General features: G+C 36.1%; 25 protein-coding genes. 11 read left to right on the forward strand and 14 right to left on the reverse strand.

All coding sequences use genetic code 11. The features are described from left to right. The first annotated feature begins 24 nt into the window (after positions 1-24). Positions 25-342 carry a DUF4286 family protein gene (locus NOV28_RS03645; protein ID WP_255927674.1) on the forward strand — a complete coding sequence of 106 codons (318 nt, stop codon included), beginning with the start codon at positions 25-27 and terminating at the stop codon, positions 340-342. Here NOV28_RS03645 and NOV28_RS03650 read toward each other — a convergent pair. Then, positions 339-1,190, reverse strand: a complete 852-nt coding sequence (locus tag NOV28_RS03650; RefSeq protein WP_255927676.1) for an aldose 1-epimerase family protein — start codon at positions 1,188-1,190, stop codon at positions 339-341. The two genes, NOV28_RS03645 and NOV28_RS03650, sit on opposite strands and share 4 nt — an antisense overlap. 11 nt (positions 1,191-1,201) lie before the next feature. Next, positions 1,202-2,236: an acyl-CoA reductase gene (locus NOV28_RS03655; protein ID WP_255927678.1), complete on the reverse strand. Its 1,035-nt coding sequence runs from the start codon at positions 2,234-2,236 to the stop codon at positions 1,202-1,204. A 60-nt stretch (positions 2,237-2,296) separates the two neighbouring features. On the opposite strand from NOV28_RS03655, the gene NOV28_RS03660 reads away from it, so the two are divergent. From NOV28_RS03660 to NOV28_RS03685, 6 genes are all read left to right on the forward strand, one after another. Further along, positions 2,297-2,647 (forward strand): 4Fe-4S dicluster domain-containing protein, encoded by a 351-nt coding sequence (locus NOV28_RS03660; RefSeq protein WP_255927680.1) that lies wholly within the window; start codon positions 2,297-2,299, stop codon positions 2,645-2,647. A 107-nt stretch (positions 2,648-2,754) separates the two neighbouring features. Next, positions 2,755-3,816: a 3-phosphoserine/phosphohydroxythreonine transaminase gene (gene serC / locus NOV28_RS03665; RefSeq protein WP_255927682.1), complete on the forward strand. Its 1,062-nt coding sequence runs from the start codon at positions 2,755-2,757 to the stop codon at positions 3,814-3,816. 49 nt (positions 3,817-3,865) lie between these two features. Next, complete coding sequence (locus NOV28_RS03670; RefSeq protein ID WP_255927684.1) at positions 3,866-4,825, forward strand: D-2-hydroxyacid dehydrogenase; 960 nt, start codon at positions 3,866-3,868, stop codon at positions 4,823-4,825. A 7-nt stretch (positions 4,826-4,832) separates the two neighbouring features. Beyond that, entirely contained in the window at positions 4,833-6,077 is a 1,245-nt protein-coding gene (locus NOV28_RS03675; RefSeq protein WP_255927686.1) for a DUF1015 domain-containing protein, read from the forward strand. 48 nt (positions 6,078-6,125) lie between these two features. After that, complete coding sequence (locus NOV28_RS03680; RefSeq protein WP_255927688.1) at positions 6,126-7,490, forward strand: M20/M25/M40 family metallo-hydrolase; 1,365 nt, start codon at positions 6,126-6,128, stop codon at positions 7,488-7,490. After that, positions 7,490-7,843 (forward strand): diacylglycerol kinase, encoded by a 354-nt coding sequence (locus tag NOV28_RS03685; RefSeq protein ID WP_255927690.1) that lies wholly within the window; start codon positions 7,490-7,492, stop codon positions 7,841-7,843. The genes NOV28_RS03680 and NOV28_RS03685 overlap by 1 nt, the downstream gene beginning before the upstream one ends. Here the strand turns inward: NOV28_RS03685 and NOV28_RS03690 are convergent. The 4 genes from NOV28_RS03690 to NOV28_RS03705 form a co-directional block, all read right to left on the reverse strand. Beyond that, the gene (locus NOV28_RS03690; RefSeq protein WP_255927692.1) at positions 7,840-8,613 is read right to left on the reverse strand and encodes a patatin-like phospholipase family protein; all 774 of its coding nucleotides are present in this window, start codon (positions 8,611-8,613) and stop codon (positions 7,840-7,842) included. The two genes, NOV28_RS03685 and NOV28_RS03690, sit on opposite strands and share 4 nt — an antisense overlap. 74 nt (positions 8,614-8,687) lie before the next feature. After that, positions 8,688-10,079 (reverse strand): dihydrolipoyl dehydrogenase, encoded by a 1,392-nt coding sequence (gene lpdA / locus NOV28_RS03695; RefSeq protein WP_255927694.1) that lies wholly within the window; start codon positions 10,077-10,079, stop codon positions 8,688-8,690. A gap of 202 nt (positions 10,080-10,281) precedes the next feature. Beyond that, positions 10,282-12,711 carry an alpha-ketoacid dehydrogenase subunit alpha/beta gene (locus NOV28_RS03700; protein ID WP_255927696.1) on the reverse strand — a complete coding sequence of 810 codons (2,430 nt, stop codon included), beginning with the start codon at positions 12,709-12,711 and terminating at the stop codon, positions 10,282-10,284. Between the two features lie 116 nt (positions 12,712-12,827). Continuing rightward, positions 12,828-13,451 (reverse strand): NAD(P)H-dependent oxidoreductase, encoded by a 624-nt coding sequence (locus tag NOV28_RS03705; RefSeq protein ID WP_255927698.1) that lies wholly within the window; start codon positions 13,449-13,451, stop codon positions 12,828-12,830. A gap of 105 nt (positions 13,452-13,556) precedes the next feature. Here NOV28_RS03705 and NOV28_RS03710 point away from each other — a divergent pair, with 105 nt between their 5' ends. Continuing rightward, on the forward strand, positions 13,557-14,459 hold the full coding sequence (locus NOV28_RS03710) for a LysR family transcriptional regulator (protein ID WP_255927700.1): 903 nt from the start codon (positions 13,557-13,559) through the stop codon (positions 14,457-14,459). 88 nt (positions 14,460-14,547) lie between these two features. On the opposite strand, the gene NOV28_RS03715 is transcribed toward NOV28_RS03710, so the two are convergent. The 3 genes from NOV28_RS03715 to amaB all read right to left on the reverse strand — a co-directional run bounded on the left by NOV28_RS03715 (position 14,548) and on the right by amaB (position 17,874). Then, positions 14,548-14,799 carry a putative signal transducing protein gene (locus NOV28_RS03715; protein WP_369413212.1) on the reverse strand — a complete coding sequence of 84 codons (252 nt, stop codon included), beginning with the start codon at positions 14,797-14,799 and terminating at the stop codon, positions 14,548-14,550. A gap of 105 nt (positions 14,800-14,904) precedes the next feature. Then, entirely contained in the window at positions 14,905-16,239 is a 1,335-nt protein-coding gene (gene lat, locus NOV28_RS03720; RefSeq protein WP_255927704.1) for an L-lysine 6-transaminase, read from the reverse strand. Positions 16,240-16,323: 84 nt separating this feature from the next. Then, positions 16,324-17,874: an L-piperidine-6-carboxylate dehydrogenase gene (gene amaB, locus NOV28_RS03725; protein WP_255927706.1), complete on the reverse strand. Its 1,551-nt coding sequence runs from the start codon at positions 17,872-17,874 to the stop codon at positions 16,324-16,326. A gap of 192 nt (positions 17,875-18,066) precedes the next feature. Between amaB and NOV28_RS03730 the strand changes: the two genes are divergently transcribed. Further along, a complete protein-coding gene (locus tag NOV28_RS03730; protein WP_169711629.1) occupies positions 18,067-18,228 on the forward strand; it encodes a hypothetical protein in 162 nt (53 codons plus the stop codon). Between the two features lies 1 nt (position 18,229). Here the strand turns inward: NOV28_RS03730 and NOV28_RS03735 are convergent, their stop codons facing one another. The 4 genes from NOV28_RS03735 to msrB all read right to left on the reverse strand — a co-directional run bounded on the left by NOV28_RS03735 (position 18,230) and on the right by msrB (position 21,179). Next, the gene (locus NOV28_RS03735; protein WP_255927709.1) at positions 18,230-18,754 is read right to left on the reverse strand and encodes a GNAT family N-acetyltransferase; all 525 of its coding nucleotides are present in this window, start codon (positions 18,752-18,754) and stop codon (positions 18,230-18,232) included. A gap of 57 nt (positions 18,755-18,811) precedes the next feature. Continuing rightward, positions 18,812-19,855, reverse strand: a complete 1,044-nt coding sequence (locus NOV28_RS11180; protein ID WP_305119986.1) for a bifunctional transcriptional activator/DNA repair enzyme AdaA — start codon at positions 19,853-19,855, stop codon at positions 18,812-18,814. A gap of 133 nt (positions 19,856-19,988) precedes the next feature. Beyond that, positions 19,989-20,564 (reverse strand): fasciclin domain-containing protein, encoded by a 576-nt coding sequence (locus NOV28_RS03750; protein WP_380265042.1) that lies wholly within the window; start codon positions 20,562-20,564, stop codon positions 19,989-19,991. A 75-nt stretch (positions 20,565-20,639) separates the two neighbouring features. Further along, a complete protein-coding gene (gene msrB, locus NOV28_RS03755; RefSeq protein WP_255927711.1) occupies positions 20,640-21,179 on the reverse strand; it encodes a peptide-methionine (R)-S-oxide reductase MsrB in 540 nt (179 codons plus the stop codon). A gap of 88 nt (positions 21,180-21,267) precedes the next feature. On the opposite strand from msrB, the gene NOV28_RS03760 reads away from it, so the two are divergent. Next, positions 21,268-21,843 (forward strand): RNA polymerase sigma factor, encoded by a 576-nt coding sequence (locus NOV28_RS03760; RefSeq protein WP_255927714.1) that lies wholly within the window; start codon positions 21,268-21,270, stop codon positions 21,841-21,843. A gap of 1 nt (position 21,844) precedes the next feature. Continuing rightward, positions 21,845-22,636, forward strand: coding sequence for an anti-sigma factor (locus tag NOV28_RS03765; protein WP_255927717.1), 792 nt, complete (start codon positions 21,845-21,847; stop codon positions 22,634-22,636). 77 nt (positions 22,637-22,713) lie between these two features. Here the strand turns inward: NOV28_RS03765 and NOV28_RS03770 are convergent, their stop codons facing one another. Next, positions 22,714-23,313: a DUF2911 domain-containing protein gene (locus tag NOV28_RS03770; RefSeq protein ID WP_255927719.1), complete on the reverse strand. Its 600-nt coding sequence runs from the start codon at positions 23,311-23,313 to the stop codon at positions 22,714-22,716. Positions 23,314-23,347: the final 34 nt, after the last annotated feature.

The following is a 23,347-nucleotide window of genomic DNA, read 5'->3' on the forward strand; positions in this document are numbered from 1 at the left end:
AAATCTTAATAAAAGTTAAAAATCATGAGCGTTTTAAGTCTTACTTTTCATTCTACCAACAACATCGGACCTTCTTGGGATCGCTATACCGAAAACAACCTCTTCGAAATGATCGAAAACCTGATGGATGTTGAAAAATACATTCTTTCTGAAGTAGAAAGCGACATGATTGACGAAGGCAAAAACACCAATCTTTTGTTGGTATTCGACAACAGCGAGAAACGCCAAGATTTCATAGAAATCGAGCTGCAAAACATCACCGAAAGAATCGAAAGCGAATTCGGAGAGGAAGTAATGGTTTTCGTGACTTTACTGAACCCGAAAAAACAAAGATTTAATTAAAAGAATTCAACACTCCACTCGTGAGACTGAATTGAGCCAGGTTCCAGATTAAGAATTCCTTCTTTTTCTTCAATTTTACCTGAAGATTGGTGACTATCCGCAAGTCCGAGCCAAGGTTCAATACAAATAAAAGGCGCATTTTTCTTGGTCCAAATTCCGAGAAAAGGGAAGTCAGGAAAGCTTACTTTTAATTTCGGAACATTATTTTTAAGTAAAGTCAAATTCGAAGTGGTTGAATTTTTCAAAACAATCGCATCTTGCTCGAATAAAGAATAGTTCGAAGGAAGAATTTTGCCTTCCAAAGCAACTTCTTTTGTTTCACCGGAGAATAAATTATCGGACAGTTTGTGGGAAATTAAATTCTCTGATTGATCAAATTCTAAACTGTAATTTTCAAAGTCTCCATCTATAGAAAAAGCAGGATGCGCACCGATTGAATAATACATTTTCTTACTTGAAGCATTGCTTACAATATATTTTATAAACAATTTATTTTCAATGATATTATATTGAATACTTAAAGTAAATTCGAATGGATAAACTTCAAGGGTTTTCTCTGAATATTTTAAAGTAAAAGTAGCAGAATCATCTGTTTTTTCAGTGATCTCAAATTCACATTCTCTTGCAAAACCATGTTTCGGCAATTGGTATTTTCGACCTTCAAATTCATAAGAATCATTCTTCAATCCACCAATAATCGGAAACAAAACCGGCGAAGTTTTATCCCAAAAATTCCGGTCGATTTCCCAGAGATAATTTTCTTTTCCTTTAAATATTGAAACCAATTCCGCACCTTTTGGGCTGATTTCCACTTTCAGAAATTCATTCTTTATGGTAATATTCTCCATTCAATTTTAATTTAAATCACCTCTAAAAACCTCATGGTATCAACATTGTCAGCATAAACATCCAGTCCAGGATTTTGTGCTTCACCCAACGAAATAGAATCCAATCCTAACTCCGGTTTGGCGACAATCGCTTGAATATTTTCTTCGTTTTCACGAATAAATTGTTGTACTTCTTCGATCGAGGAATATCTTGAAAAATTAATTACAGAAAGCGGCGAAAATAAATCATCGTCTTCCTTCAACATCACGAAATTGTTATCCCAGAATTTCACTTGATTCAGCAAATAAACTGCGCGGTTGTATTCGTAATTATTGGCGTATTTATGGTGGTTAATGACTTCTTTAAAATTCAAAAAGTTCTCAAAAATAATATCAACTTTCAGGTCTTCAGGAATAAAAAGTCGTGTCACATTTCTACATCCCAAACCATAATATCTAAAAATATCTTCCGCCAAAAGTTGCAATTCAGCTTCGGTTTCATCGCCTTTCAAAACAGCAATCGAAGTTCTGTTTTTCCGAATAATACTCAGGTGATTTTTGAAATAATACTCAAGATATCTCGCTGTATTATTGCTTCCGGTCGCAATTACCGCATCGAAATCTTCGAGTTTTTCTACAAATTGAAAAGGAACCGCTCCTTCTGAAAACTCATTCCATTTTTTCAGTAAAAAAGGCAACAACTGTCGGTCTTTCGAAGAAAGTTTAATCAACGGAATATGATTGCTCAAAACCACCGAAATCACATCGTGAAATCCAACCATTGGAATGTTTCCGGCAAGAATCAAACCTACTTTTTTAGAAGTCAGAGGCGTTTTATAGTTGGAAAGCCACTGATTTAATTTTTCTTCAGTTAATAAATTCGCCCATTGTCTTAAAGCAAATTTTTGATTTTCAAGGGTAAACCACGAATTTTCAATTTCCGATTTTCTCAGTAATGACAATAATTCTTCATCATTTTCATTATAATTTTCGGGGTTTTTATCTAAAAAATTCAAGAGATACGCGCTAAGTTGGCAAAGCCCTAAAATTTGTTTTTCTCTGTTCATTGTATGGGGAAATTGGGGGATTTTACGTAAATTTGTGCAAATTTAAAAAATAAAGTAGCAATGGCTATCAGAATAACAGACGAATGTATCAATTGTGGAGCTTGTGAACCAGAATGTCCAAATAATGCCATCTATGAAGGCGCTGTAGATTGGAAAGCTTCCGACGGAACTGCACTGAAAGGAAGAGTAATAATGAAATCTGGTTTATCAATCGATGCAGATGCTCCGCAAGAACCCGTAAGCGACGATGTCTACTTCATCGTGACTGATAAATGTACCGAGTGTAAAGGCTTTCACGAAGAACCTCAATGTGCTGCAGTTTGCCCTGTAGATTGTTGTATTCCGGATGAAGATCATGTAGAATCGGAAGAAAGTTTATTACAGAAAAAGGCTTTCCTACACGGGGAATAAAACTTTTCCGCTCACTTTTTGTGGGCTTTTTTTTTAGGTATTTTTATCAATTTATTTTCATTGCAGTTTGCTGTAATCTTATCAAATCTCTTAAATAAAAAGTAAAAATGAGTAAAAAACACAATTTCAGTGCAGGTCCTTGTATTCTTCCGCAAGAAGTTTTCGAAAAATCTGCTCAAGCTATTTTGGATTTCAACGGAATAGGTCTTTCTCTTCTTGAAATTTCGCACAGAAGCAAAGATTTTGTTGCTGTAATGGATGAAGCCAGAGCGATCGTAAAACGTTTAATGAATTTGAATGATGATTACGAAGTACTATATTTAGGAGGTGGCGCAAGTTTGCAATTTGTGATGGTTCCTTTCAATTTGATGAAATCTGAAAATGGAAAAGCAGCTTATCTCGACACTGGAGTTTGGGCAGCCGGAGCGATTAAAGAAGCTAAAAAATTCGGTACCGTCGATGTTGTAGGCTCTTCTAAAGAAGATAATTACAGCTTTATTCCTAAAGATTACACCGTAGGAAGCGAATATGATTATTTCCATTGCACTTCCAATAATACCATTTACGGAACGCAAATGAAAACCTTCCCGAAAGTGGATACTTTGATGGTTTGCGACATGAGTTCTGATATTTTTTCTCGCCAAATCGATTTTTCACAATTTGATTTAATCTATGCCGGTGCACAGAAAAATATGGGCCCTGCTGGAGTTACTTTAGTAGTTGTGAAGAAAGAAATTTTAGGAAAAACAGGACGCGACATTCCTTCAATCCTCGATTATTCTCAGCATGTTGCTAAAGAATCCATGTACAATACTCCACCGGTTTTCCCGGTTTATGCATCACTTTTAACGCTGCAACATTTAGAAAATAACGGAGGAATTGCTGCTGCAGAAGCCAGAAATGAAGCCAAAGCAAAACTTCTCTATGAAGAAATCGACAGAAATCCGCTTTTTGAAACTTTCTGCAAAGAAGAAGATCGTTCGTTGATGAATGTTTCTTTCAGGTTGTTGGATGAATCTAAAAAAGAAACCTTCGACAACGCTTGGAAAGCAGCAGGAATCAGCGGTTTGAACGGTCACCGAAGCATCGGAGGATACCGTGCAAGTTTATACAATGCTTTGCCAATCGAAAGCGTTCAAGTTTTAGTGGACGTCATGAAAAACTTATAATTAAAAACTTTTTCCAATAAAATCATTCGTAATTTCTCATTAAAATTTTATGAAAGTATTAGCCAACGATGGCCTGTCAGATTCAGGAATTAACGCTTTAACCCAAGTAGGAATTGAGTTTGTGGAAGCCAAAGTTTCCCAAGAACAACTCGCTAATTTCATCAACGAAAACCAAATAGATGTCCTTTTGGTAAGAAGTGCAACCCAAGTTCCGCAGGAATTAATCGATGAATGTCCTTCTCTGAAAATCATCGGAAGAGGCGGTGTCGGTATGGATAATATCGATGTTGAATATGCAATTGAACAAGGTTTATTCGTCATCAACACACCGAATGCATCATCAAGATCGGTTGCAGAAATGGTATTTGCTCATTTCTTTTCATTGGCGAGATTTCTTCACGAATCCAACAGATTAATGCCGCTTGAAGGTGACACGCACTTTAATGCGATGAAAAAATCTTTTTCAAAAGCCATTGAATTAGAAGGAAAAACTTTAGGGGTAATCGGTTTTGGACAAATTGGTAAAGAAGTGGTAAAAATGGGAATTTCTTTGGGAATGAAAGTGAAAGTTCTCACCCGGAAACCTAAAACAGAAACAATTTCTTTAGAGTTTTTTGATGGTCAAAAGGTGAATTTTGAAATTACATCAACCAATAATTTTGATGAATTCTTAAAAGACACCGATTTCATAAGCATTAACACTCCAAAAACCAACGAATACATCATCGACACCCCTCAATTTGAAAAAATGAAAGATGGCGTGTTTATTGTAAATACAGCAAGAGGCGGAGTAATCAATGAAGTTGCCCTACTCGATTATATAGAATCCGGAAAAGTTGCAGGCGCCGCTTTGGATGTTTTCGAAAACGAACCCAATCCGGAGTTGCAGTTGCTGATGAATCCTAATCTTTCACTTTCCCCACATTTAGGCGGAAATACATTGGATGCGCAGGAAAAAATCGGAGCTGAACTCGCCATGCAAATCATAGATATTAAAACGAAATTATAGATTAAAAATGCCTATATTCAAGCCATTTCGGGGAATAAGACCAAGCGAAGATTATGTCGATAAATTCCCGACTCATCCTTTAGATAATTTCACGCAAGAGGAAATTGATAAAAAGGCGCAGGAAGATTCCTCGTACATACAAATGATCAAGCCTTATGTCGTAAGCAAATCCAAAGATATCGACCGAAATTTGCGTAAAATACGCACCAATTTCGAGGAATTGCTGGATGATAAAAAATTGGTTCAAGACAATTCTTCCTACTATCTTTATGAGCAGGTTCTGCCCAATAAATCGGTATTTCGTGGGCTTTTGGGCTTGGTAAGTGTGGAAGATTTCCGGAATGGAAAGATCAAAAAACATGAATCTACCCTCACCCAAAGAAAAGAAAAACTTGCCTATTATTTAGACAAAGTAAATTTGCAGGCAGAGCCGGTTCTTTTGACCTATTTGGCCAATCCAAAGATTGAACTGCTCATGAATCATGAGGAGAAAAATGTTCCTATCATGAATTATGTTTCAGATAACGGAACCCGTCATAAAATTTGGCGTATCGACAACCGTCTGAAAATGATGCAATACAAAGAAGTTCTGGAACAAATTGATTCTTTTTACATTGCAGATGGACATCATAGAATTGGTTCCACCGCTTTAAATGCACAGAATCATCAAAATAAAAACAAAAAACATAATGGTACCGAGCATTACAACTTTGTTTACAGTTTTCTAGTATCCAATCAATCGATTAAAATCCATGATTACAACCGACTTTTAGAAGACTTGAACGGTTTAACAGAAGCTGAGTTCCTCAAGAAAGTTGAGCACAACTTCCTCATCCATGAAAAGGGTGAAACACCTTATTATCCTTCACAAAAATTCCATATTTCGATGTATTTGGGAGGTAAATTCTATTCTCTCCACGTAAAATACGAATTGCGAAAAAAACAAAGCGAATTCAATGATTTGGATCATTTCCTTTTAGAAGAATTTATCTTGAAAGATATTTTAGGAATTGAAGATCCGAAAACCACTGATAAAATAACTTATATCAAAGGAAATTCAAACATCGAAGGAATCAATTTAATTAAAGAAAAAGTGGATTCCGGAAAATACAAGGTAGGATTTGGAATTTATCCTGTAAGTTTCAACGATTTATTGAAAGTTTCAGATAAAAACATCAAAATGCCGCCGAAATGTACTTACATCGAGCCAAAACTCGTTACTGCTTTATTAATGTACGACATGAAACAGTAATGTTTTTCAATAAATTTGTTTAAATTTGGTTTTCAAAATAATCGATCTATGAAATCCAATTTACTCACCATACTTCCGCTCTTTTTGGGCGGAATTTTATTTTCTCAAAGCCAAGCAGATTCTATTCAATTCAAAAATATTTCAGATGAAATTCTAACAAATGGTGTTGCCTACGAAAACCTGAGAGATTTAACAAAAAATATTGGGCATCGATTAAGTGGATCTGAAGCTTACGAAAAATCAACTGATTGGGCCGTTCAAAAATTGAAAGAAGCAGGCGCAGATAAAGTTTGGAAAGAAGAAGTTACCGTTCCTGTTTGGGTTCGCGGTAAAGAATCTCTTCAGATCAAAACCGAAAACGGCGCATGGAAATCGCTAAAAATGCTTTCTTTAGGGAATTCCGAAGGAACAAAAGGAAAAAATCTGGAAGCAGAAATTATTTTCGTGAAAAACAAACAAGATTTCGATCAACTTTCTGCCGAACAAGTGAAAGGAAAGATTGTATTCTTTAATTATGCTTTTAATCCAAAATTCATCAGTACTGGTCAAGCTTATGGTGATGCCGGAATGTATCGCCGATCTGCAGCTTCTTGGGCAGGAAAAAAAGGAGCAAAAGCTGTCATTATTCGTTCGCTTTCTTCCGCTGTTGATGATGTTCCGCACACTGGAATGATGCGCTATGACGCTGATGATCAAGCGAAAATTCCTGCAGTTGCAATTGGCCCGAAAAGCGCCGATGAATTGGAAAAAACCTTAAAAACCCAAAAAGCTTTTGCAAAACTCAATTCGAATTGCGGAATGCAAGGTGAAAAAAAATCGTATTCCGTAATCGGTGAAATTACCGGAAATAAAGACAAAAATGTAATCGTAGTCGGCGGTCACCTTGATTCTTGGGATGTTGGTGAAGGTGCACACGACGACGGTGCCGGAATTGTGCAAAGTATAGAAATCCTCAGAACTTTCAAAAAATTAGGTTTAAAAAACAACCACACGATCCGAGTGGTTTGTTTTGCCAATGAAGAAAATGGCGTACGCGGCGGAAATACATATGCCGATAATATTCAGAAGAAAAACGAAAAACATATTTTCGGAATTGAAAGTGACGGCGGAGGTTTTACACCAAGAGGAATCGCTCTTTTGATGGCTCCTGAGCAACGAAAACAAATCCAATCTTGGAGAAGTCTTTTTCTTCCTTACGGGGCATATAATTTTGAGTTGCAATATGCAGGAACCGATATCGAACCGATGGAAAAATTGGGCGTTCCTTTAGCTGAATTGGTTCCGGATTCGCAAAGATATTTTGAAATTCACCATTCCGAAGAAGATACTTTCGACAAAGTTAACCACCGCGAACTGCATTTAGGAGCCGTTGTAATGGGGCAATTAATTTACATGATTGATAAAAACTGGTAATGAAAAAACCCGCATTTCATAAAAGTTTGTGGAACTCCGTAAAAGGAGTGATTTGGATGCTAAAATCTGAAAGAAATTTTCAGATTGAGATTTTCGCGTTGATGATTAACATTTTTTTGATCGTCTATTTTCGACTATCTCCCATCGATACAGCAATTATATTGATTGTTTGCTTTGCGGTTTTAAGTTTAGAAATCGTCAATACTTGCATTGAGAAAATTTGCGACATCATTCAACCAGAGTTCGACGAAAGGATAAAAATCATTAAAGATAGCGCTGCAGGAGCGGTTTTACTTATGGCGATAACTTCAATATTCGTAGGAATTTTGGTGTATTGGAAGTATATTTTCTAAAGATTTACATTTTCAAAAGAATCTTTCGCAGCTTGATAACCAATTTGGAAAATTTCTTCCAAGCGATTCGCTTTTTTCTCGAAAGTTCCATATTGTGACAGTTTTTTCGAACTGATCACCCAATCGCAATAGGAAAATTTATGAATTTCTGTTCTGTGAGAAAGCAGCTCATAAGCCCGTGTAGTAACTGCTTTTATTGAATTCAAATCCGCAACTTCCACATCTTGAGGCAAAGAAACATATACGCCGATTAGTTTTTCGCAATCGTTTTGGATAATATCCGCAGGAAAATTATTCAAAACCCCACCATCACTAAACATTTCATTTCCAACAATATAAGGAGTTGTAATTCCCGGAATCGAACATGATGCAATAACCGCATCCACGATTTTATCGGTTTTATTGAATATTTTCTGATCTCCGGAAACCAGCTCTGTTGCGATAATTTTGAGTTCAATTTCTAAATCTCCAATCGTCATTTCCTTAAAAATTGGATTCAAATAGTTAGAAAAAATAGTAGAAGACACCAAACCAGGTTTGTTGATCGCAAAATGTTTCCAATGGAAAAAGTATACAGATTTAAAAAACTCTAGAATTTCTTCAGGAGATTTCCCAGCTGCATGAAGACTTCCGACGATGGAACCGGCGCTGCAACAAGCCAAAATATCGGGTTGAATGTTTTTTTCTTTTAAAAATTTTAGAACTCCGGCATGAGCAATTCCTTTTGTTCCGCCTCCTGAAAGGACCAATCCGAGTTGATGTTTTTTCATGATGAAAAATTTAGTCAAAAATAATAAAACCACATCTAAAAGACGTGGTTTTTATTACTATTTCAATGTTTTTATTAAATATGAATTACTTCGCCATAAGCTGCTGCAACGGCTTCCATCACTGCTTCAGAAATGGTTGGGTGTGGGTGAATTGATTTTAAAACTTCGTGACCGGTAGTTTCTAATTTACGCGCCACAACTGCTTCAGCAATCATATCGGTAACGCCGTCTCCTACCATGTGACAACCAAGCCATTCACCGTATTTCGCATCAAAAATCACTTTGATGAAACCGTCGGTATCGCCGTTTGCAGTTGCTTTTCCAGAAGCTGAGAACGGGAATTTTCCTACTTTAATTTCGTAGCCTTTTTCTTTTGCTTGTTTTTCAGTTAAACCAACAGAAGCGATTTCCGGATGACAGTAAGTACAACCAGGAATATTGCCATAATCGATTTTTTCTACATGTAATCCTTTGATTTTTTCGACACAAGTAATTCCTTCAGCAGATGCTACGTGCGCCAAAGCTTGAGTCGGAAGAATATCTCCAATCGCGTAATATCCCGGAACGGATGTTTCATACCATTCGTTCACCAAAACTCTTCCTTTGTCGGTTTGAATTCCTACTTCTTCGAATCCTTGACCTTCAATATTTGCAGAAATTCCAACTGCTGATAATAGAATGTCTGCTTCAAGGGTAATATTTCCAGTAGCAGTTTTTACATTTGCTTTCACTCCGTTTCCGCTAGTATCAACAGACTCTACAGAAGCGTTGGTCATGATTTCAATTCCTGATTTTTTCAAAGATTTTTCAACATGTTTTGAAACTTCTTCGTCCTCAACAGGAACAATATTTGGCATAAATTCTACGATGGTCACTTTAGTTCCCATTGTGTTATAAAAATCGGCAAATTCTACTCCGATTGCACCTGAACCAACAACAATCATTGATTTTGGTTGTTCCGGAAGGCTTAAGGCTTGTCTGTATCCAATTACTTTCACCCCATCTTGCGGAAGGTTTGGCAATTCTCTAGATCTTGCACCGGTTGCAATGATGATATGTTCTGCAGAATATTCAGTTGCTTTTCCGTCTTTATCTGTAACGCTTACTTTTTTTCCTTTTTGAACTTTAGCAGTTCCCATGATCACATCAATCTTATTTTTCTTCATCAAGAAAGAAATTCCGCCACTCATTTTGGTCGCAACTCCTCTACTTCTTTGGATAACTTTAGAAAAATCGAAACCAGGATTTTCAACTGCATTCAAACCATATTGTTCGGCATGTTTCAAATAATTGAAAACGTGTGCAGATTTCAACAATGCTTTCGTGGGAATACATCCCCAATTCAAGCAAATCCCGCCTAAGTTTTCTTTTTCGATAATGGCAGTTTTAAAACCCAATTGTGCCGCTCTGATTGCGGTAACGTAACCACCGGGTCCACTTCCGATGACAATAATATCGTAGTTCATTGTTTAAAAATTTGATGCGAATTTACGGAAAATTTTCCGATGGAATTGAGTTCCTTTTTTAGAATCCATGAGTTTCAAGGAAAATATCATGCTTCGAAGCTTATAAAATGAATTTTGAATTAAAATCTTTAAAAAAAATCCGGTTTCAAACAAAAAAAAGCGAGCCAAAAAGCCCGCTTCAGTTTATTTAAAAACAATAAAATTAAATCTTAGGAAATTTTGCAGGGTTGCTCTCATGGAACATTGCATATACTTTTTCCACCATGTCGTCAACACTTGGTTTGCTGAAGTAATCGCCGTCGCTCGCATAAGGTGGACGGTGGTTTTCGGCAGAAATTGTTAACGGTTCGGAATCCAAATACTTGAATGCTTTTTGTTTTTCTAGAATTTGCTGAAGGATAAACGCTGAAGTTCCGCCTTCTACATCCTCGTCAATCACGACCAATCGGTTTGTTTTCTTCACACTTTCAGCAATTTCATGTTCCAAATCGAAAGGAATTAAAGACTGAACATCAATTACTTCCGCAGAAATTCCGATTTTTTCCAATTCTTCCGCAGCTTCCATCACCAATCTCCATGTTGAACCGTAAGTCACCAAAGTAACATCATTTCCTTCTTTAGTCACTTCAATTTTACCCACTGGAACAGTGAATTCTCCTAAATTATCCGGTTGTTTTTCTTTTAAACGATAACCGTTCAAACATTCTACAATAACCGCTGGTTCATCACTTTGAAGCATGGTGTTATAAAATCCTGCAGCTTTGGTTAAATTTCTAGGCACCAAAACCAAAATCCCTTTTGAAAGGTTGATAATTCCCGCCATCGGCGAACCGGAATGCCAAACTCCTTCCAATCGGTGACCACGAGTTCTAATGATAACCGGTGCTTTCTGGCCACCTTTCGTACGGTACTGAACCGTAGCCAAATCGTCGCTCATTCCTTGCAAACAGTATAAAATATAATCGAGATACTGAATTTCAGCAATTGGTCTTAAACCACGCATCGCCATCCCAATTCCTTGTCCTAAAATGGTTGCTTCACGAATTCCGGTATCTGCAATTCTCACATCACCGTATTTTTCTTGAAGTCCTTCCAAACCTTGGTTCACGTCACCAATATTTCCTGCATCTTCCCCAAAAACCAAAGTTTCTGGGTATTTGCTGAAAATTTTATCGAAATTATTTCTCACCACTACTCTGCCATCAACGGTTTGAGAGCTTTCCGAATAAATCGGCGCAACTTCTTTTACATTGGTCGCTTTCCATTGAGATTGCGAATAAAGATGAGAGGAATAATTATCTTTTTCTACGGCATAAATTTCATTGTATTTTGCCTGAAGATTTGTTCTTTCAACGGTATTATTTCCTCTGGTAAGCAATAAAGTTTTTCTTACCAAATGGAAAATATCTTTCTTTGAAACCGAAACAATTTTCTTGAATTTTTCAATTTCAGCTTCGATTTCTGTATTTTGATTTTTTAAATTTTCCACAAGTGGAAAAACAGCGTTCTTCAAATCCTGAATGGCAACCTGATAATTTTCCCAAGCTCTTTTCTGACCGTCTTTCACGAATTTTTTCGCTTCATATTCTATTGCTTCCAAATCTTCTGCTGTAGCCAATTGCTGTTCGTTCCCTTCAATTTCAATAGAATAATTTAAAATCCATTCTTTAAATTGAACCAACCCGTCGAATTCGGCTTCCCATTTCAATCGTTCTTCATTTTTATATCTTTCGTGCGATCCTGAAGTGGAATGACCTTGAGGTTGCGTTACTTCTACAACATGTACTACCACAGGAACGCTTTCAGTTCTTGCAAAATGTTCGGCTTTTGCATAAGCTTCTAAAAGCGCAGGATAATCCCAAGCTTTTACCTGAATAATTTCGCAACCTTGGTTTTCGCCTTCTTTTCTTTGAAAACCTGAAAGCATTTCCGAAATATCAGCTTTTGCTCTTTGATTTTGAGTAGGAACAGAAATCCCGTAACCATCATCCCAAATCGAAACAATCATCGGAACCTGAAGCGCACAAGCAGCATTCAAAGTTTCCCAAAAATGACCTTCCGCAGTGGATGCATCACCGATGGTTCCAAAAGCAATTTCGTTTCCGTTATTGGAGAATTTTTCAGAACCTTCAAATTTCACCGATTTGTATATTTTTGAGGCTTGTGCAAGTCCCAATAATCGTGGCATTTGTCCAGCTGTAGGCGAAATATCAGATGAAATATTCTTTTGTTGCATTAAATTTTTCCAAGTTCCATCTTCATTCAAACTTCGTGTTGCATAATGCCCATTCATTTGTCGGCCAGCTGAAGCGGGTTCACGCTCAATACTCGTGTCCGCGTATAATTGTGCGAAGAAACTTTCTACCGTAACCGCACCAATTACCAAAGAAAAAGTTTGATCCCGATAATAACCAGAACGGAAATCTCCGTTTTTGAAAACTTTCGCCATGGCTAATTGTGGCAACTCTTTTCCATCACCGAAAATTCCGAATTTCGCTTTTCCTGTCAACACTTCTCTTCTACCGAGATAAGACATTTCGCGAGAAATTCTTCCGAGTTTATAATCTTCTAAAACATTTTTCTTAAAATCCTGAAAAGAAATCTGTTGCGTTTCTATATAAGTGGCCTCCATAAATATCTGAATTTCCACAAATATAAAGAAATTTGAGAAAACCTTAAAGATAAGTTGATGAGTAATGTGAAAATCCTGTTTCCATCGTCATTTTCAGATAAAATACATCCAAAATATTATGCTTTTTCACATACAGGTTCCTGTTTTATTTTTTGTTCCAAAACATCATTTAAAAACGAATTAAATTGCGCTAATTCTGTAGGAACATCCGCATTTTTTTCCATGTCGTGAAAATGATGACTTGCCAAAAATTGCATTCCGGTAAATGCATTCATTCGGTGAAAACCAAACATTACACCATCATCAACGCTGGTTTGCGAGAAAAATTCTTTTTCTAAGGTGAAAGCTTCTTTTGGAGCGTTCCAACTCGTTGTAAGAATATATTTTTTGCCTTTCAAAAGTCCTCCAGTTCCGTAATTGATGGCCGGATTTTTTCGGCTGCGTCCGTCGCTTTCGTAAATTCCGTTTTGGTGACCTTCCGTGAAAACTTCATCAAAATATTTTTTAAATCCAAAAGGAATCTGAAACCACCAAATCGGCGTGTGGTATACGACCAAATCTGCCCATTTAAATTTTTCTACTTCGTCTTGCAAAACAATTTCGTCGCCAACCTGAGTTGCTTTTACCTGAAAACCTTGTTTAAGAAAGAATTCCTGAGTTTCATTGAAAATTGTTTCGTTGAACTTTCCACCGGAATGAGCAAATGGATGACCGCCGTTGATAATGAAGATATTTTTCATTGAATAATTTTTATAAAATTTTAATGGTGCAAATTTATAACGCTTTTATCCATAATAAAAATAATATTATTTATACATTTGCATCATAATAGTAATATTGAAAACATGGTTAATCTGGAATGGTACAGAACTTTTAAAGGAATATTTGAAAATGGAACTTTAACCAAAACCGCGGAAGCACTTTTCACATCGCAACCTGGTGTGAGCTTGCATTTGAACGCTTTGGAATCTTATGTCGGGAAAAAACTTTTCGATCGCACTCCACGGAAAATGATTCCTACAGAAAACGGAAAAATCCTTTATCAATACATCTATGAAGCGATCAATCAACTTGAATCTGCGGAACAACATTTCAAAAAATCTTCTCAGAAAATGAAACCTTCACTGAATATGGGAATGTGTTCGGAGACTTTTCAGTTTGTTTTGGAAGACGAGATTCCGCATTTTGATTTTGATCTTTCAGCGAAAGTTGGCGAGCTTTCTGACTTATTAAAAGACTTAAACAATGGAATTTTAGATTTGGTTATTACTCCAAAAAAATCCGAAAAAACTGATTCTTCGGTATCTTATAAGCCTTTTGCAAAAGAAAGAATTGTGCTGATCGCAGGGAAAAATACGGAAACGAAAGTCATTCAAAACCTGATTGATAACAAAAACATGAAGGAACTCGAAAGTTTTCTGCAACAACAAAAATGGTACAGCGCAGCCAACGAAATGGAGCATTTCCGAAGGTTTTGGTTTGATAATTTCAAGAAAAACCCTGCTTTTAAACCCAATTTTATTCTTCCTAACATCAATTCGGTGATTCGATGCTTGAGCAATAATGAAGGTTTTGCGATTGTTCCGGAATTTTTGTGCAAAGAAGTTTTCAGAAATAAATCCGTAAAACACGTTTGGAACGGATCAAATTTTACGGAAAATCCACTTTATTTCGCTTACCGAACCGATCTTCAGTTCAAAAAAGAATTATCTCAAGTGGAAGAAATTTTTAAAGTAAAAATGAATTAAAATCGAGTTTATTTAAATTTTCATAAAAAAACCGGAGCAAAAAAAACTTGACTCCGATTTCTGTAAAACGTAAAATTTAAAATATGACTTAGTTTTTTAAGTTAATACTGAGGTCTAAATCTGTTTGCTTCAAATAAGCATCGATGATTTCAAATGCTTTTTGCTCGTCCTGTAAATTCACCATTAATCGGATGGTTTTCGCTGTAGGAGTAGTGGTAAATGACATATATTTATCGTTCAAAAAACTTTCGATAGTTCCGGCAGCTAATTTTGATTTTATCAATTGGATCTCCGCTGGATTTTCACTTTCAAATACACTTACTCTTGTTTCTCTTTCCATATTCATTTCAATTTTGAATCTTAAAATTACAAAATTTTTAACAAAACAATATGTTAACTTTTCTTAAATTTAAAAAAAACTGATTATTCTTATGAAAAAAGCCCATTAAATCTTCTGAACTGCTGTTGCAATTTTGTCGATTGCAATTTGAATTTCCTCTTTCGAAACATTCAAATGTGGACGAAAACGAATCGACTGATCGCCGCAAGCAAGGATGATAAGGCCATCTTCATACAATAATTCTCGAATTTTGTCACGCGCTGCACCACTTGGCAAATCAATCGCGCACATCAAACCTCTTCCTCTTGCGTTCGAAACTTTATCTGGAAATTGCTGCTGAAGTTTTTGAAGTTCTTCCAAAAGATAATCGCCAACAATTCTTGCGTTTTCTACCAAATTTTCCTTTTCAATTACTTCTAAAACCAACTGAAAACGGAGCATATCGATAAAATTCCCACCGAAAGTTGAATTGATTCTTGAACTTTCTCTGAAGACATTTTGCGGAATTTCATCGAACTTTTCTTTATTGGCCAAAACTCCACAAACCTGCGTTTTTTTACCAAAAGAAATGATATCCGGTTTCGCTGTGAAATGCTGGAAAGCCCACATTTTACCGGTAATTCCGATTCCTGTTTGCACTTCATCGAAAATTAAAAGCACTTCATTTTCGTCACAAATATTTCTTAATCCAACAAAAAATTCGTCACGGAAATGATGATCGCCACCTTCCGCCTGAATTGGCTCGATGATGATGCATGCAACTTGATCAGGATTTGCCAATATCGCTTCCTGAATATGAAGCAAAGCCAATTGTTCATTTTTTATGGTTTCCTGTAAATTTTCCTCCGTAATTGGGAAACTCAAGTGTGGATTAATGATTCTTGGCCAATCGAATTTCGGGAAATATTGATATTTTCTTGGATCAGAAGTGTTTGTTAAACTCAATGTATATCCACTTCTTCCGTGAAAAGCCTGTTTGAAATGGATGCAAATTCCGGCTTCATGATCGAGACCTTTTTCAAAATTTTTGCGAGTTTTCCAATCGAAGCAAGCTTTCATGGCATTTTCCACGCCCATTGTTCCGCCTTCGATGAAAAAAGTATATTGTAATTCTTCGGGAATCGCAACTCTGGAGAAAACCTCCATGAAATCTGCAAATTCTTGAGAATAAACATCGGCCAAAGTCGGTTTGTTGACCGCCATTTTTCCGAGCCATGCCGATTTTTCTAGTAAATATGGATGGTTGTAACCAATCGATGCGGAACCAAACATAGAAAACATATCGAGGAATTCATTTCCTGTATTTCGGTCATGAATCCAGCTTCCGTGAGATTTTTCGATGTCCATCACGAAATCGAATCCATCGGCAAGAAGGTGTTTGCCAAGAGTTTCTTTGACTTTATTGGTCGTTTGTGGTTGAGATGCAACTGTGTCGTTCATTTTTATTTCTTTATTTGATACTTTATTCCGATTTAGAGAAAAAAGCTGTTAAAATTTTAAATTAAAATACTGATTAATAATATTTTACAAATCAAACTTAATTCCTTGTGCTAAAGGAAGACTCGTCGTATAATTAATCGTATTTGTTTGTCTTCTCATGTAATATTTCCATACATCAGAACCAGATTCTCTTCCGCCGCCGGTTTCTTTTTCGCCACCGAAAGCGCCACCGATTTCCGCACCGGAAGTTCCGATATTGACGTTGGCAATTCCACAATCTGAACCTGCTTGAGAAAGGAAAAGTTCTGCTTCACGAAGGTTTTGCGTCATAATTGCCGAACTTAAACCTTGTGGAACATCATTCTGAATTTCAATCGCTTCTTCCAAATTTTTATATTTCATGATATAAAGAATCGGAGCAAAGGTTTCGTGTTGTACAATTTCATAAGAATTCTCCACTTCCGCAATGCAAGGTTTCACATAACAGCCGGATTCATATTGTTCACCATCGAGAACGCCACCTTCTACAGCGAATTTTCCACCTTCAGCTTTGCATTTTTCAATGGAATTCAAATATTGGTTCACTGCATCTTTATCGATGAGCGGACCAACGTGGTTATTTTCATCTAATGGATTTCCGATTTTTAATTGTCCGTACGCTTTTGCCAAACGGTTTTTCACTTCATCATAAACCGATTCGTGGATGATCAAACGTCTTGTGGAAGTACATCTTTGTCCTGCAGTTCCCACTGCGCCGAAAACCGCACCGATAATCGACATATCTAAATCTGCATTTTCAGTGATGATGATCGCATTATTTCCGCCCAATTCCAGAATCGATTTTCCGAATCTTTCTGCTACATTTTTTCCAACAATTCTTCCCACTTTTGTTGATCCTGTGAAAGAAACTAAAGCAACATTTTTATCTTTTACCAATTGATCTCCAATCTCGTGATCGCCCACAATCATTGAAGAAATTCCTTCCGGAAGATTGTTTTCTTTTAAAACTTCGCTCAAAATATTTTGACAAGCAATCCCACAAAGTGGTGTTTTTTCTGAAGGTTTCCAGATGGTGACATTTCCGCAAATCAAAGCAAGTGCTGTGTTCCACGACCAAACCGCTACCGGAAAGTTAAAAGCTGAAATAATTCCGACAATTCCTAGCGGATGATATTGCTCGTACATTCGATGTCCAGGTCTTTCGGAATGCATGGTGTAACCGTGAAGCTGACGCGATAAACCGACTGCAAAATCGCAGATATCGATCATTTCCTGAACTTCACCAAGACCTTCCTGCAAAGATTTTCCCATTTCATAAGAAACCAATTTTCCTAAATCATCTTTATATTCCCGAAGTTTAAGACCAAATTGACGAACCAATTCTCCCCTTTTTGGCGCTGGAATCATGCGAAATTCTTTAAAAGCCGCTTTTGCAGTTTCCACTACTTTTTGATAATCCTGAGTGTTGGCAGTTTTCACCTTGGCGATTAATTGGCCGTCGGTTGGAGAGTAACTTTCTAAAAAATCTCCATTGGCAAAGTAATTCCCGCCGGTTGAGACTCCATTATTTTCTGTTGATATTCCTAAGTTTTTAAGTATTTTTTCAATTCCGAAATTATCTTTCTTTTGGGACATATATTTAAATTTGAGTTGTGTTTAAAGATAAGAATTTTGCTCAAATCTGAAAATTTTCTCCAATCATTTGCATTAAATTCTGAAAAAACTCATTTTTATAAAAGATTTAGCATCGATAATTTCCACATGATTCTTTTCATATGGATAATTCGATTAAAAATAAATAAGTAATTTTGAGGAAAAGTATAGAAAATGGAAAATCAGCAACCCGAAAACAACAATAATTCCAAGTTTAAAACCTGGTTCAAGCGCGTGGGAATCGGTGGTTTAATCTTTTTTACGGTAAAAGGAATTGCATGGCTTTTTGTGTTTTATTTCGGTGCTGAAATGTTTCAAGATTGCTCCGGAAAATAATTTACCAATCGGATTTTCGGATTTCGTAAATCACATTTATTTTGGGTAATTCTCCGTAATAAGCAATTTCTTCTTCGCCAACTTTTGTCGCTCCGAGTTTTTCCATCGCTTTTTGTGAACGAATATTACTTTTTCCGACATGAAAAATCACCGTTTCTACGAACTGGAAAATATAATCCAACATCAGTTTTTTCACTTGTGGATTGACGTTTTTCCCCCAATATTTCGTTCCATAAAAAGTGTAACCAATTAAAATCGAGTTTTTTTCTTCATTAAAATCATAAAACCTCGTGGAACCCAAAACTTCTTCCGATTGCTTATCAATAATCAGAAAAGCGCCTTTACTTTCGATCGCACCTTTAAAGAAATTCTCGAAAACTTCCCTTTTGTAGCGGTCTTTATTCGGATGTTGCTCCCAAACTTTCGGGTCGGAAGCTACTTCAAATAATCTTTCAAAATCGCTTTCTTTTAAAGGAATTAATTTAAAATTTTCATTTTCTAAAATCGGTTGGATCGAGAAATTCATGGAATTTTTTTTTCAAAGGTAAAATTATGTTTTAAATGAAAATATTTTAAATTTCATTTAAAAAAGTATCGCTTTTTCCAGCTCCAGCAACTTTTGTTTTCGCCAGATTCCGCCACCGTAACCGGTCAAAGTTCCGTCGCTGCCAATCACTCGATGGCACGGAATTAGAATCGAAATTTTGTTCATTCCGTTGGCGTTGGCAACTGCACGAACCTTTTTCGCATCGCCCAAAACTTCCGATTGTTTCCTATAATTCCAAGTTTCACCGTAAGGAATTTTCATTAAAATTTTCCAGACCGATTTCTGAAATTCGGTTCCGACTGGACTTAAAGGAACGGTAAATTCTTTAAGTTTTCCTTCGAAATATAATTTTAACTCTTTTTCTAATGTTTTAAAATGCGGATTTTCACCTTGAACAATGGTTGCATTTAAGGATCTTGCCAAATCTTTGAATTCCGTTTCCAGCATTTTTCGATCTGTGAATTCGAGCATGCAAATTCCCGCCTCAGTTGCGGCTGCATACATGGTTCCGATTGGCGTTTCGATTCTTTTTAAATCAATGATTTTCTGATCTTTTGAATTTTTCGGAGAAACACCGAAAATATTTTTAAAACTTTCGCTGAAACCACTTAAACTTTCAAAACCGCTGTCGTAAGCTGTATCAATCATATTTTCACCTTGCTGTATTTTTTTGAAAGCCGTATTTAATCGGAACATTCTTTGAAAACTTTGAAACGTCATTCCGTGGTTTTTTTGAAACCATCTTCGCATTGTGGCTGGTTCAATTCCGCGTTTTACCAAATCGCAATCTTTAAATTTCTGCGAAGGATTTTCAGCCAATTCTTTTAAAATTTGTTGAATATAATCGGGCGTTTCATCCAAATTTTCCAATGGTTTACATACTTTGCACGGGCGATATCCTTTTAAAATTGCGGCTTTTGTGTTATCAAAAAATTCCACGTTTTCAGGTTTTGGTTTTCTGGCTCGGCAAATTGGGCGGCAAAAAATTCCGGTGGTTTTCACGCCCATCCAAAAAACGCCCTCAAAATCAGGGTTTTTGGTGAGTGAAGCTTGATACATAATTTCGGGAGAAAGTTCCATTTTGTAAATTTAAAGCAAATTTAGGTCTGAAGAAAAAACTTTGCAACCGAAAAATGGACAAGTATTTTTGAAGCAAAAAATGCCACTTAAAATAAATTTAAGTGGCACTCAAAAATCCAAAAAAACTATGGAATTACGGCATCAATACGGTATCAATTACGTGTATCACTCCATTTGATTGGTTTACATCTGCAATCGTAATTTTTGCAGAATTATTTTTCATATCGGTAACATAAAGGTCTTTTCCTTTCGTCCAAAAAGTTAATTCTTCTCCCTGAACGGTTTTCGCCATATATTTTCCGCCATTTTTCTTCGTCCACATCCAAAGATCTTTTGCCGAAATTTTCCCCGGAACAACGTGATAGGTTAAAATCTTAGTCAACATTGCTTTGTTTTCGGGCTTTACCAACATATCTACGGTTCCTGCAGGTAATTTTGCAAAAGCTTCATTCGTTGGTGCAAAAACGGTGAAAGGCCCTTTACTTTCCAAAGTTTCTACCAAACCTGCAGCTTTCACGGCAGCAACCAAAGTGGTGTGATCTTTCGAGTTTACGGCGTTTTCAACAATGTTTTTGGATGGATACATTGCCGCTCCGCCAACCATTACTGTTTTTTCTTTTTTAGCCATCGTTTGCGCTGTGGCAAGGTTTCCGATGGCTAAAGTCATTGTTAAAGCCAATGCTGCTGTGGTGATTTTTAAAAATTTCATAATCGATTTTTTTTAGTTAATAATTTATATGTTGATGTGTTTAGAATCATTTACGAGGTAAAAAAAAGTTTGGATTTATTTTTTTTGAATTTTTTGATTGGGTTCAAATTCCAGCGAGATCGAATTCATGCAAAATCGTTTTTTAGAAGGAGCCGGTCCATCATCGAAAACATGTCCCAAATGCGCATCGCACCTTCCGCAACGCACTTCGGTTCTTTCCATATTATAGGAATTATCGGTTTTATAAATCACCGATTTTGGACGAATGGTTTCAAAAAAACTTGGCCAACCGCAAGTCGAAGAAAATTTGGCATCCGAGCGAAACAACGCGTTTCCACAAGCGGCGCAATAATACGTTCCGATTCCTTTGAAATCGTTGTATTTCCCTGAGAAAGCCATTTCTGTATCATTTAAACGCGAAACGGCGAACAGATTTTTTTCTAAAACTTTTTTCCAATCGGCGTTGCTTACTTTCAAGATTTTCGTGTCAGTTCTGGAATAGTAAGGATTTACGACGTTTTTGCCATTTACTTTTTGGATTTTTTGCGCAGCAATATTTTGAAACGCGAATAAGCTGAAAATGCTTAAACCAATTAATTTTACTTTAGATTTCATTTGTTTTGAATTTAATATCATTTACGAGGAGAAAAAAAATTCGGTTTTCTTTTATTAAAAAAACTATATTTGAACGGAAATTTAAAAATTGAAAAAAGCCACTCTTTCACAAGATCAATTATTGTCTTTGCTTATCAGCAGGGATGAAAAGGGCTTTAATTATCTTTACGACAACTATTCTGGAGCGCTTTACGGAGTAATTTTTAGGATTTTGACTTATAAAGAAGAAACCAACGAAGTTTTACAAGATGTTTTTGTGAAAATCTGGAATTCTATCACTCAATTTGACGCAAATAAAGGCAGTTTTTATACCTGGATGCTTAATATTGCGAGAAATTCTGCGATTGATCGTTTGAAATCAAAATCATTTAGAAATGATCAAAAAAACCAAAGTATTCCCGATTTCGTAAATGACAGTATGAATCTTTCGACGGAGCAAAAACATGAGTTTAATGAAGTGCAAAACGCAGTAAATACTTTGCGCGAAGATTATAAAATTATCATAAATAAAGCCTATTTCGGAGGATTTACCCAAGAAGAAATTTCCGAAGAATTGGGAATTCCGCTCGGAACGGTGAAAACCAGAACGAGAGCGGCTTTGCTGGAATTAAAAAATATATTAAAAGAATTTCAAATCATTTTGTTATTATTTTTCATTAAATAAAGTGGATATAAAAACTTACATATCATCCGGTGTTATCGAACAATACGCTTTAGGAATCCTTCCACAAGAGGAATCTGCGATTTTGGAATGCGTAATGTCTAAAAATATAGAGGTAAAAAATGCAGTTTTAGAGACACAAGAAACTTTTGAAAAACTGGCGACGGAACAAGCGATTGAACCACCTTCCCACTTGAAAGCTGAAATTTTCGCGAAATTGGATTTTACTCAATCCGATGTAAAACTTTCTGCCGAAGAGTCAAAAACTGTTTCTCCCAAAAATGAAATTTTTGTTGAGGATAAAAAAACAGATTTCAATAAAATTTGGATGATGGCGGCTTCCCTACTTTTGCTTGTAAGCATTGGCTGGAACTTGTTTCAAATGAATTCTCATCAAAAAAACTTAGATACTTTTGCGAAAAATAATACGGATTTAGAAAAGAAAATCGAAAATTTAGAAAATAAAAATTCGATGCTTTTAAATGCTAAAAAAATACAATTAGAAGGCGTTGAAAAACACCCGGGAATGCTTGCAGAAGTGTATTGGGACAATTCTAAAAAAGTATATTTAACCATCAATAATTTGCCAAAAGCGCCGGAAGGAAAACAATATCAACTTTGGGCAATTGTGGACGGAAAACCTGTAGATGCGGGAATATACGACGAAAATAATCCTGAAAAAATGCAGGAAATGAAAGAAATTTCGGATGCACAAGCTTTTGCCATTACCCTCGAAAAATCGGGCGGAAGCGAAACCCCGACGATGGATGAAATGTATGTAATGGGGAAAACTTAAACCCATTTTAAAATATAAAAAACCTTGAAAATATCGAATTTTCAAGGTTTTTTTGTGGCAATTTTTATTTAAAAAAATTACTTTTTCGCAGCAGCATCTTTTTCGATTTGCTTTATTTCTTTCAGTTTTTCGGTGATTTTTGCGACTGTTTCGGGTTTCCCTGTTTTTAAAGGAACGATGACTTTCGTATTTTCCCATTTGAAGACCAAATCTATTGCATTTTCATCTTTGGGATTTAAAGCAATTTCGAAAACTTCCTGCATTTCCGATAATTTCAGAACAGGAACGGTAACTTCGATGACATTTAGTTTTTCGTCATAAGAATAAGCTCCCCATTGTTGCGAATCTTTGTTCAAAATCACTTTCCATTCTTTTTCAGTCGGAATAACAAAAAGTCCGTAAGTTCCTGCAGGAACCACTTTTCCGCCGAAATCAATGGATTGTTCGAAGGTAATTTTGGTAGAAGAATTCGCTCCGGCTCGCCAAACTTTTCCGAAAGGAACGAGTTCGCCGAAGATTTTTCTTCCTTTTACGCCCGGTCTTCCGTAATCTACAGTAATTTTCGACATTGAAAATTGTTGTTCAACTTTCTGTCTCGGACTTGCCGCCGGAAGCGTGAATTGGGAATAAGCGGCAACTGATAAAGCTAAAAATGTGGTCAATAATAGTTTTTTCATTTTAAAAATTTAAGTTTTTAAAGATAAAAAATAA

It is taken from the genome of Kaistella montana, assembly GCF_024436175.1.
Lineage (GTDB): Bacteria > Bacteroidota > Bacteroidia > Flavobacteriales > Weeksellaceae > Kaistella > Kaistella montana.

What these genes read in the sequence shown, in the direction of transcription:
- msrB (WP_255927711.1), bottom strand. Translation starts at nt 21,179, where the DNA reads ATGAAATCTAAAGTAAAATTAATTGGTTTAAGCATTTTCAGCTTATTC.
- NOV28_RS03645 (WP_255927674.1), top strand. Translation starts at nt 25, where the DNA reads ATGAGCGTTTTAAGTCTTACTTTTCATTCTACCAACAACATCGGACCT.
- NOV28_RS03655 (WP_255927678.1), bottom strand. Translation starts at nt 2,236, where the DNA reads ATGAACAGAGAAAAACAAATTTTAGGGCTTTGCCAACTTAGCGCGTAT.
- NOV28_RS03660 (WP_255927680.1), top strand. Translation starts at nt 2,297, where the DNA reads ATGGCTATCAGAATAACAGACGAATGTATCAATTGTGGAGCTTGTGAA.
- NOV28_RS03730 (WP_169711629.1), top strand. Translation starts at nt 18,067, where the DNA reads ATGGAAAATCAGCAACCCGAAAACAACAATAATTCCAAGTTTAAAACC.
- NOV28_RS03680 (WP_255927688.1), top strand. Translation starts at nt 6,126, where the DNA reads ATGAAATCCAATTTACTCACCATACTTCCGCTCTTTTTGGGCGGAATT.
- NOV28_RS03735 (WP_255927709.1), bottom strand. Translation starts at nt 18,754, where the DNA reads ATGAATTTCTCGATCCAACCGATTTTAGAAAATGAAAATTTTAAATTA.
- lpdA (WP_255927694.1), bottom strand. Translation starts at nt 10,079, where the DNA reads ATGAACTACGATATTATTGTCATCGGAAGTGGACCCGGTGGTTACGTT.
- serC (WP_255927682.1), top strand. Translation starts at nt 2,755, where the DNA reads ATGAGTAAAAAACACAATTTCAGTGCAGGTCCTTGTATTCTTCCGCAA.
- NOV28_RS03750 (WP_380265042.1), bottom strand. Translation starts at nt 20,564, where the DNA reads ATGAAATTTTTAAAAATCACCACAGCAGCATTGGCTTTAACAATGACT.
- NOV28_RS03710 (WP_255927700.1), top strand. Translation starts at nt 13,557, where the DNA reads ATGGTTAATCTGGAATGGTACAGAACTTTTAAAGGAATATTTGAAAAT.
- NOV28_RS03770 (WP_255927719.1), bottom strand. Translation starts at nt 23,313, where the DNA reads ATGAAAAAACTATTATTGACCACATTTTTAGCTTTATCAGTTGCCGCT.
- NOV28_RS03715 (WP_369413212.1), bottom strand. Translation starts at nt 14,799, where the DNA reads ATGGAAAGAGAAACAAGAGTAAGTGTATTTGAAAGTGAAAATCCAGCG.
- NOV28_RS11180 (WP_305119986.1), bottom strand. Translation starts at nt 19,855, where the DNA reads ATGGAACTTTCTCCCGAAATTATGTATCAAGCTTCACTCACCAAAAAC.
- lat (WP_255927704.1), bottom strand. Translation starts at nt 16,239, where the DNA reads ATGAACGACACAGTTGCATCTCAACCACAAACGACCAATAAAGTCAAA.
- NOV28_RS03685 (WP_255927690.1), top strand. Translation starts at nt 7,490, where the DNA reads ATGAAAAAACCCGCATTTCATAAAAGTTTGTGGAACTCCGTAAAAGGA.
- NOV28_RS03650 (WP_255927676.1), bottom strand. Translation starts at nt 1,190, where the DNA reads ATGGAGAATATTACCATAAAGAATGAATTTCTGAAAGTGGAAATCAGC.
- NOV28_RS03705 (WP_255927698.1), bottom strand. Translation starts at nt 13,451, where the DNA reads ATGAAAAATATCTTCATTATCAACGGCGGTCATCCATTTGCTCATTCC.
- NOV28_RS03700 (WP_255927696.1), bottom strand. Translation starts at nt 12,711, where the DNA reads ATGGAGGCCACTTATATAGAAACGCAACAGATTTCTTTTCAGGATTTT.
- NOV28_RS03690 (WP_255927692.1), bottom strand. Translation starts at nt 8,613, where the DNA reads ATGAAAAAACATCAACTCGGATTGGTCCTTTCAGGAGGCGGAACAAAA.
- amaB (WP_255927706.1), bottom strand. Translation starts at nt 17,874, where the DNA reads ATGTCCCAAAAGAAAGATAATTTCGGAATTGAAAAAATACTTAAAAAC.
- NOV28_RS03670 (WP_255927684.1), top strand. Translation starts at nt 3,866, where the DNA reads ATGAAAGTATTAGCCAACGATGGCCTGTCAGATTCAGGAATTAACGCT.
- NOV28_RS03675 (WP_255927686.1), top strand. Translation starts at nt 4,833, where the DNA reads ATGCCTATATTCAAGCCATTTCGGGGAATAAGACCAAGCGAAGATTAT.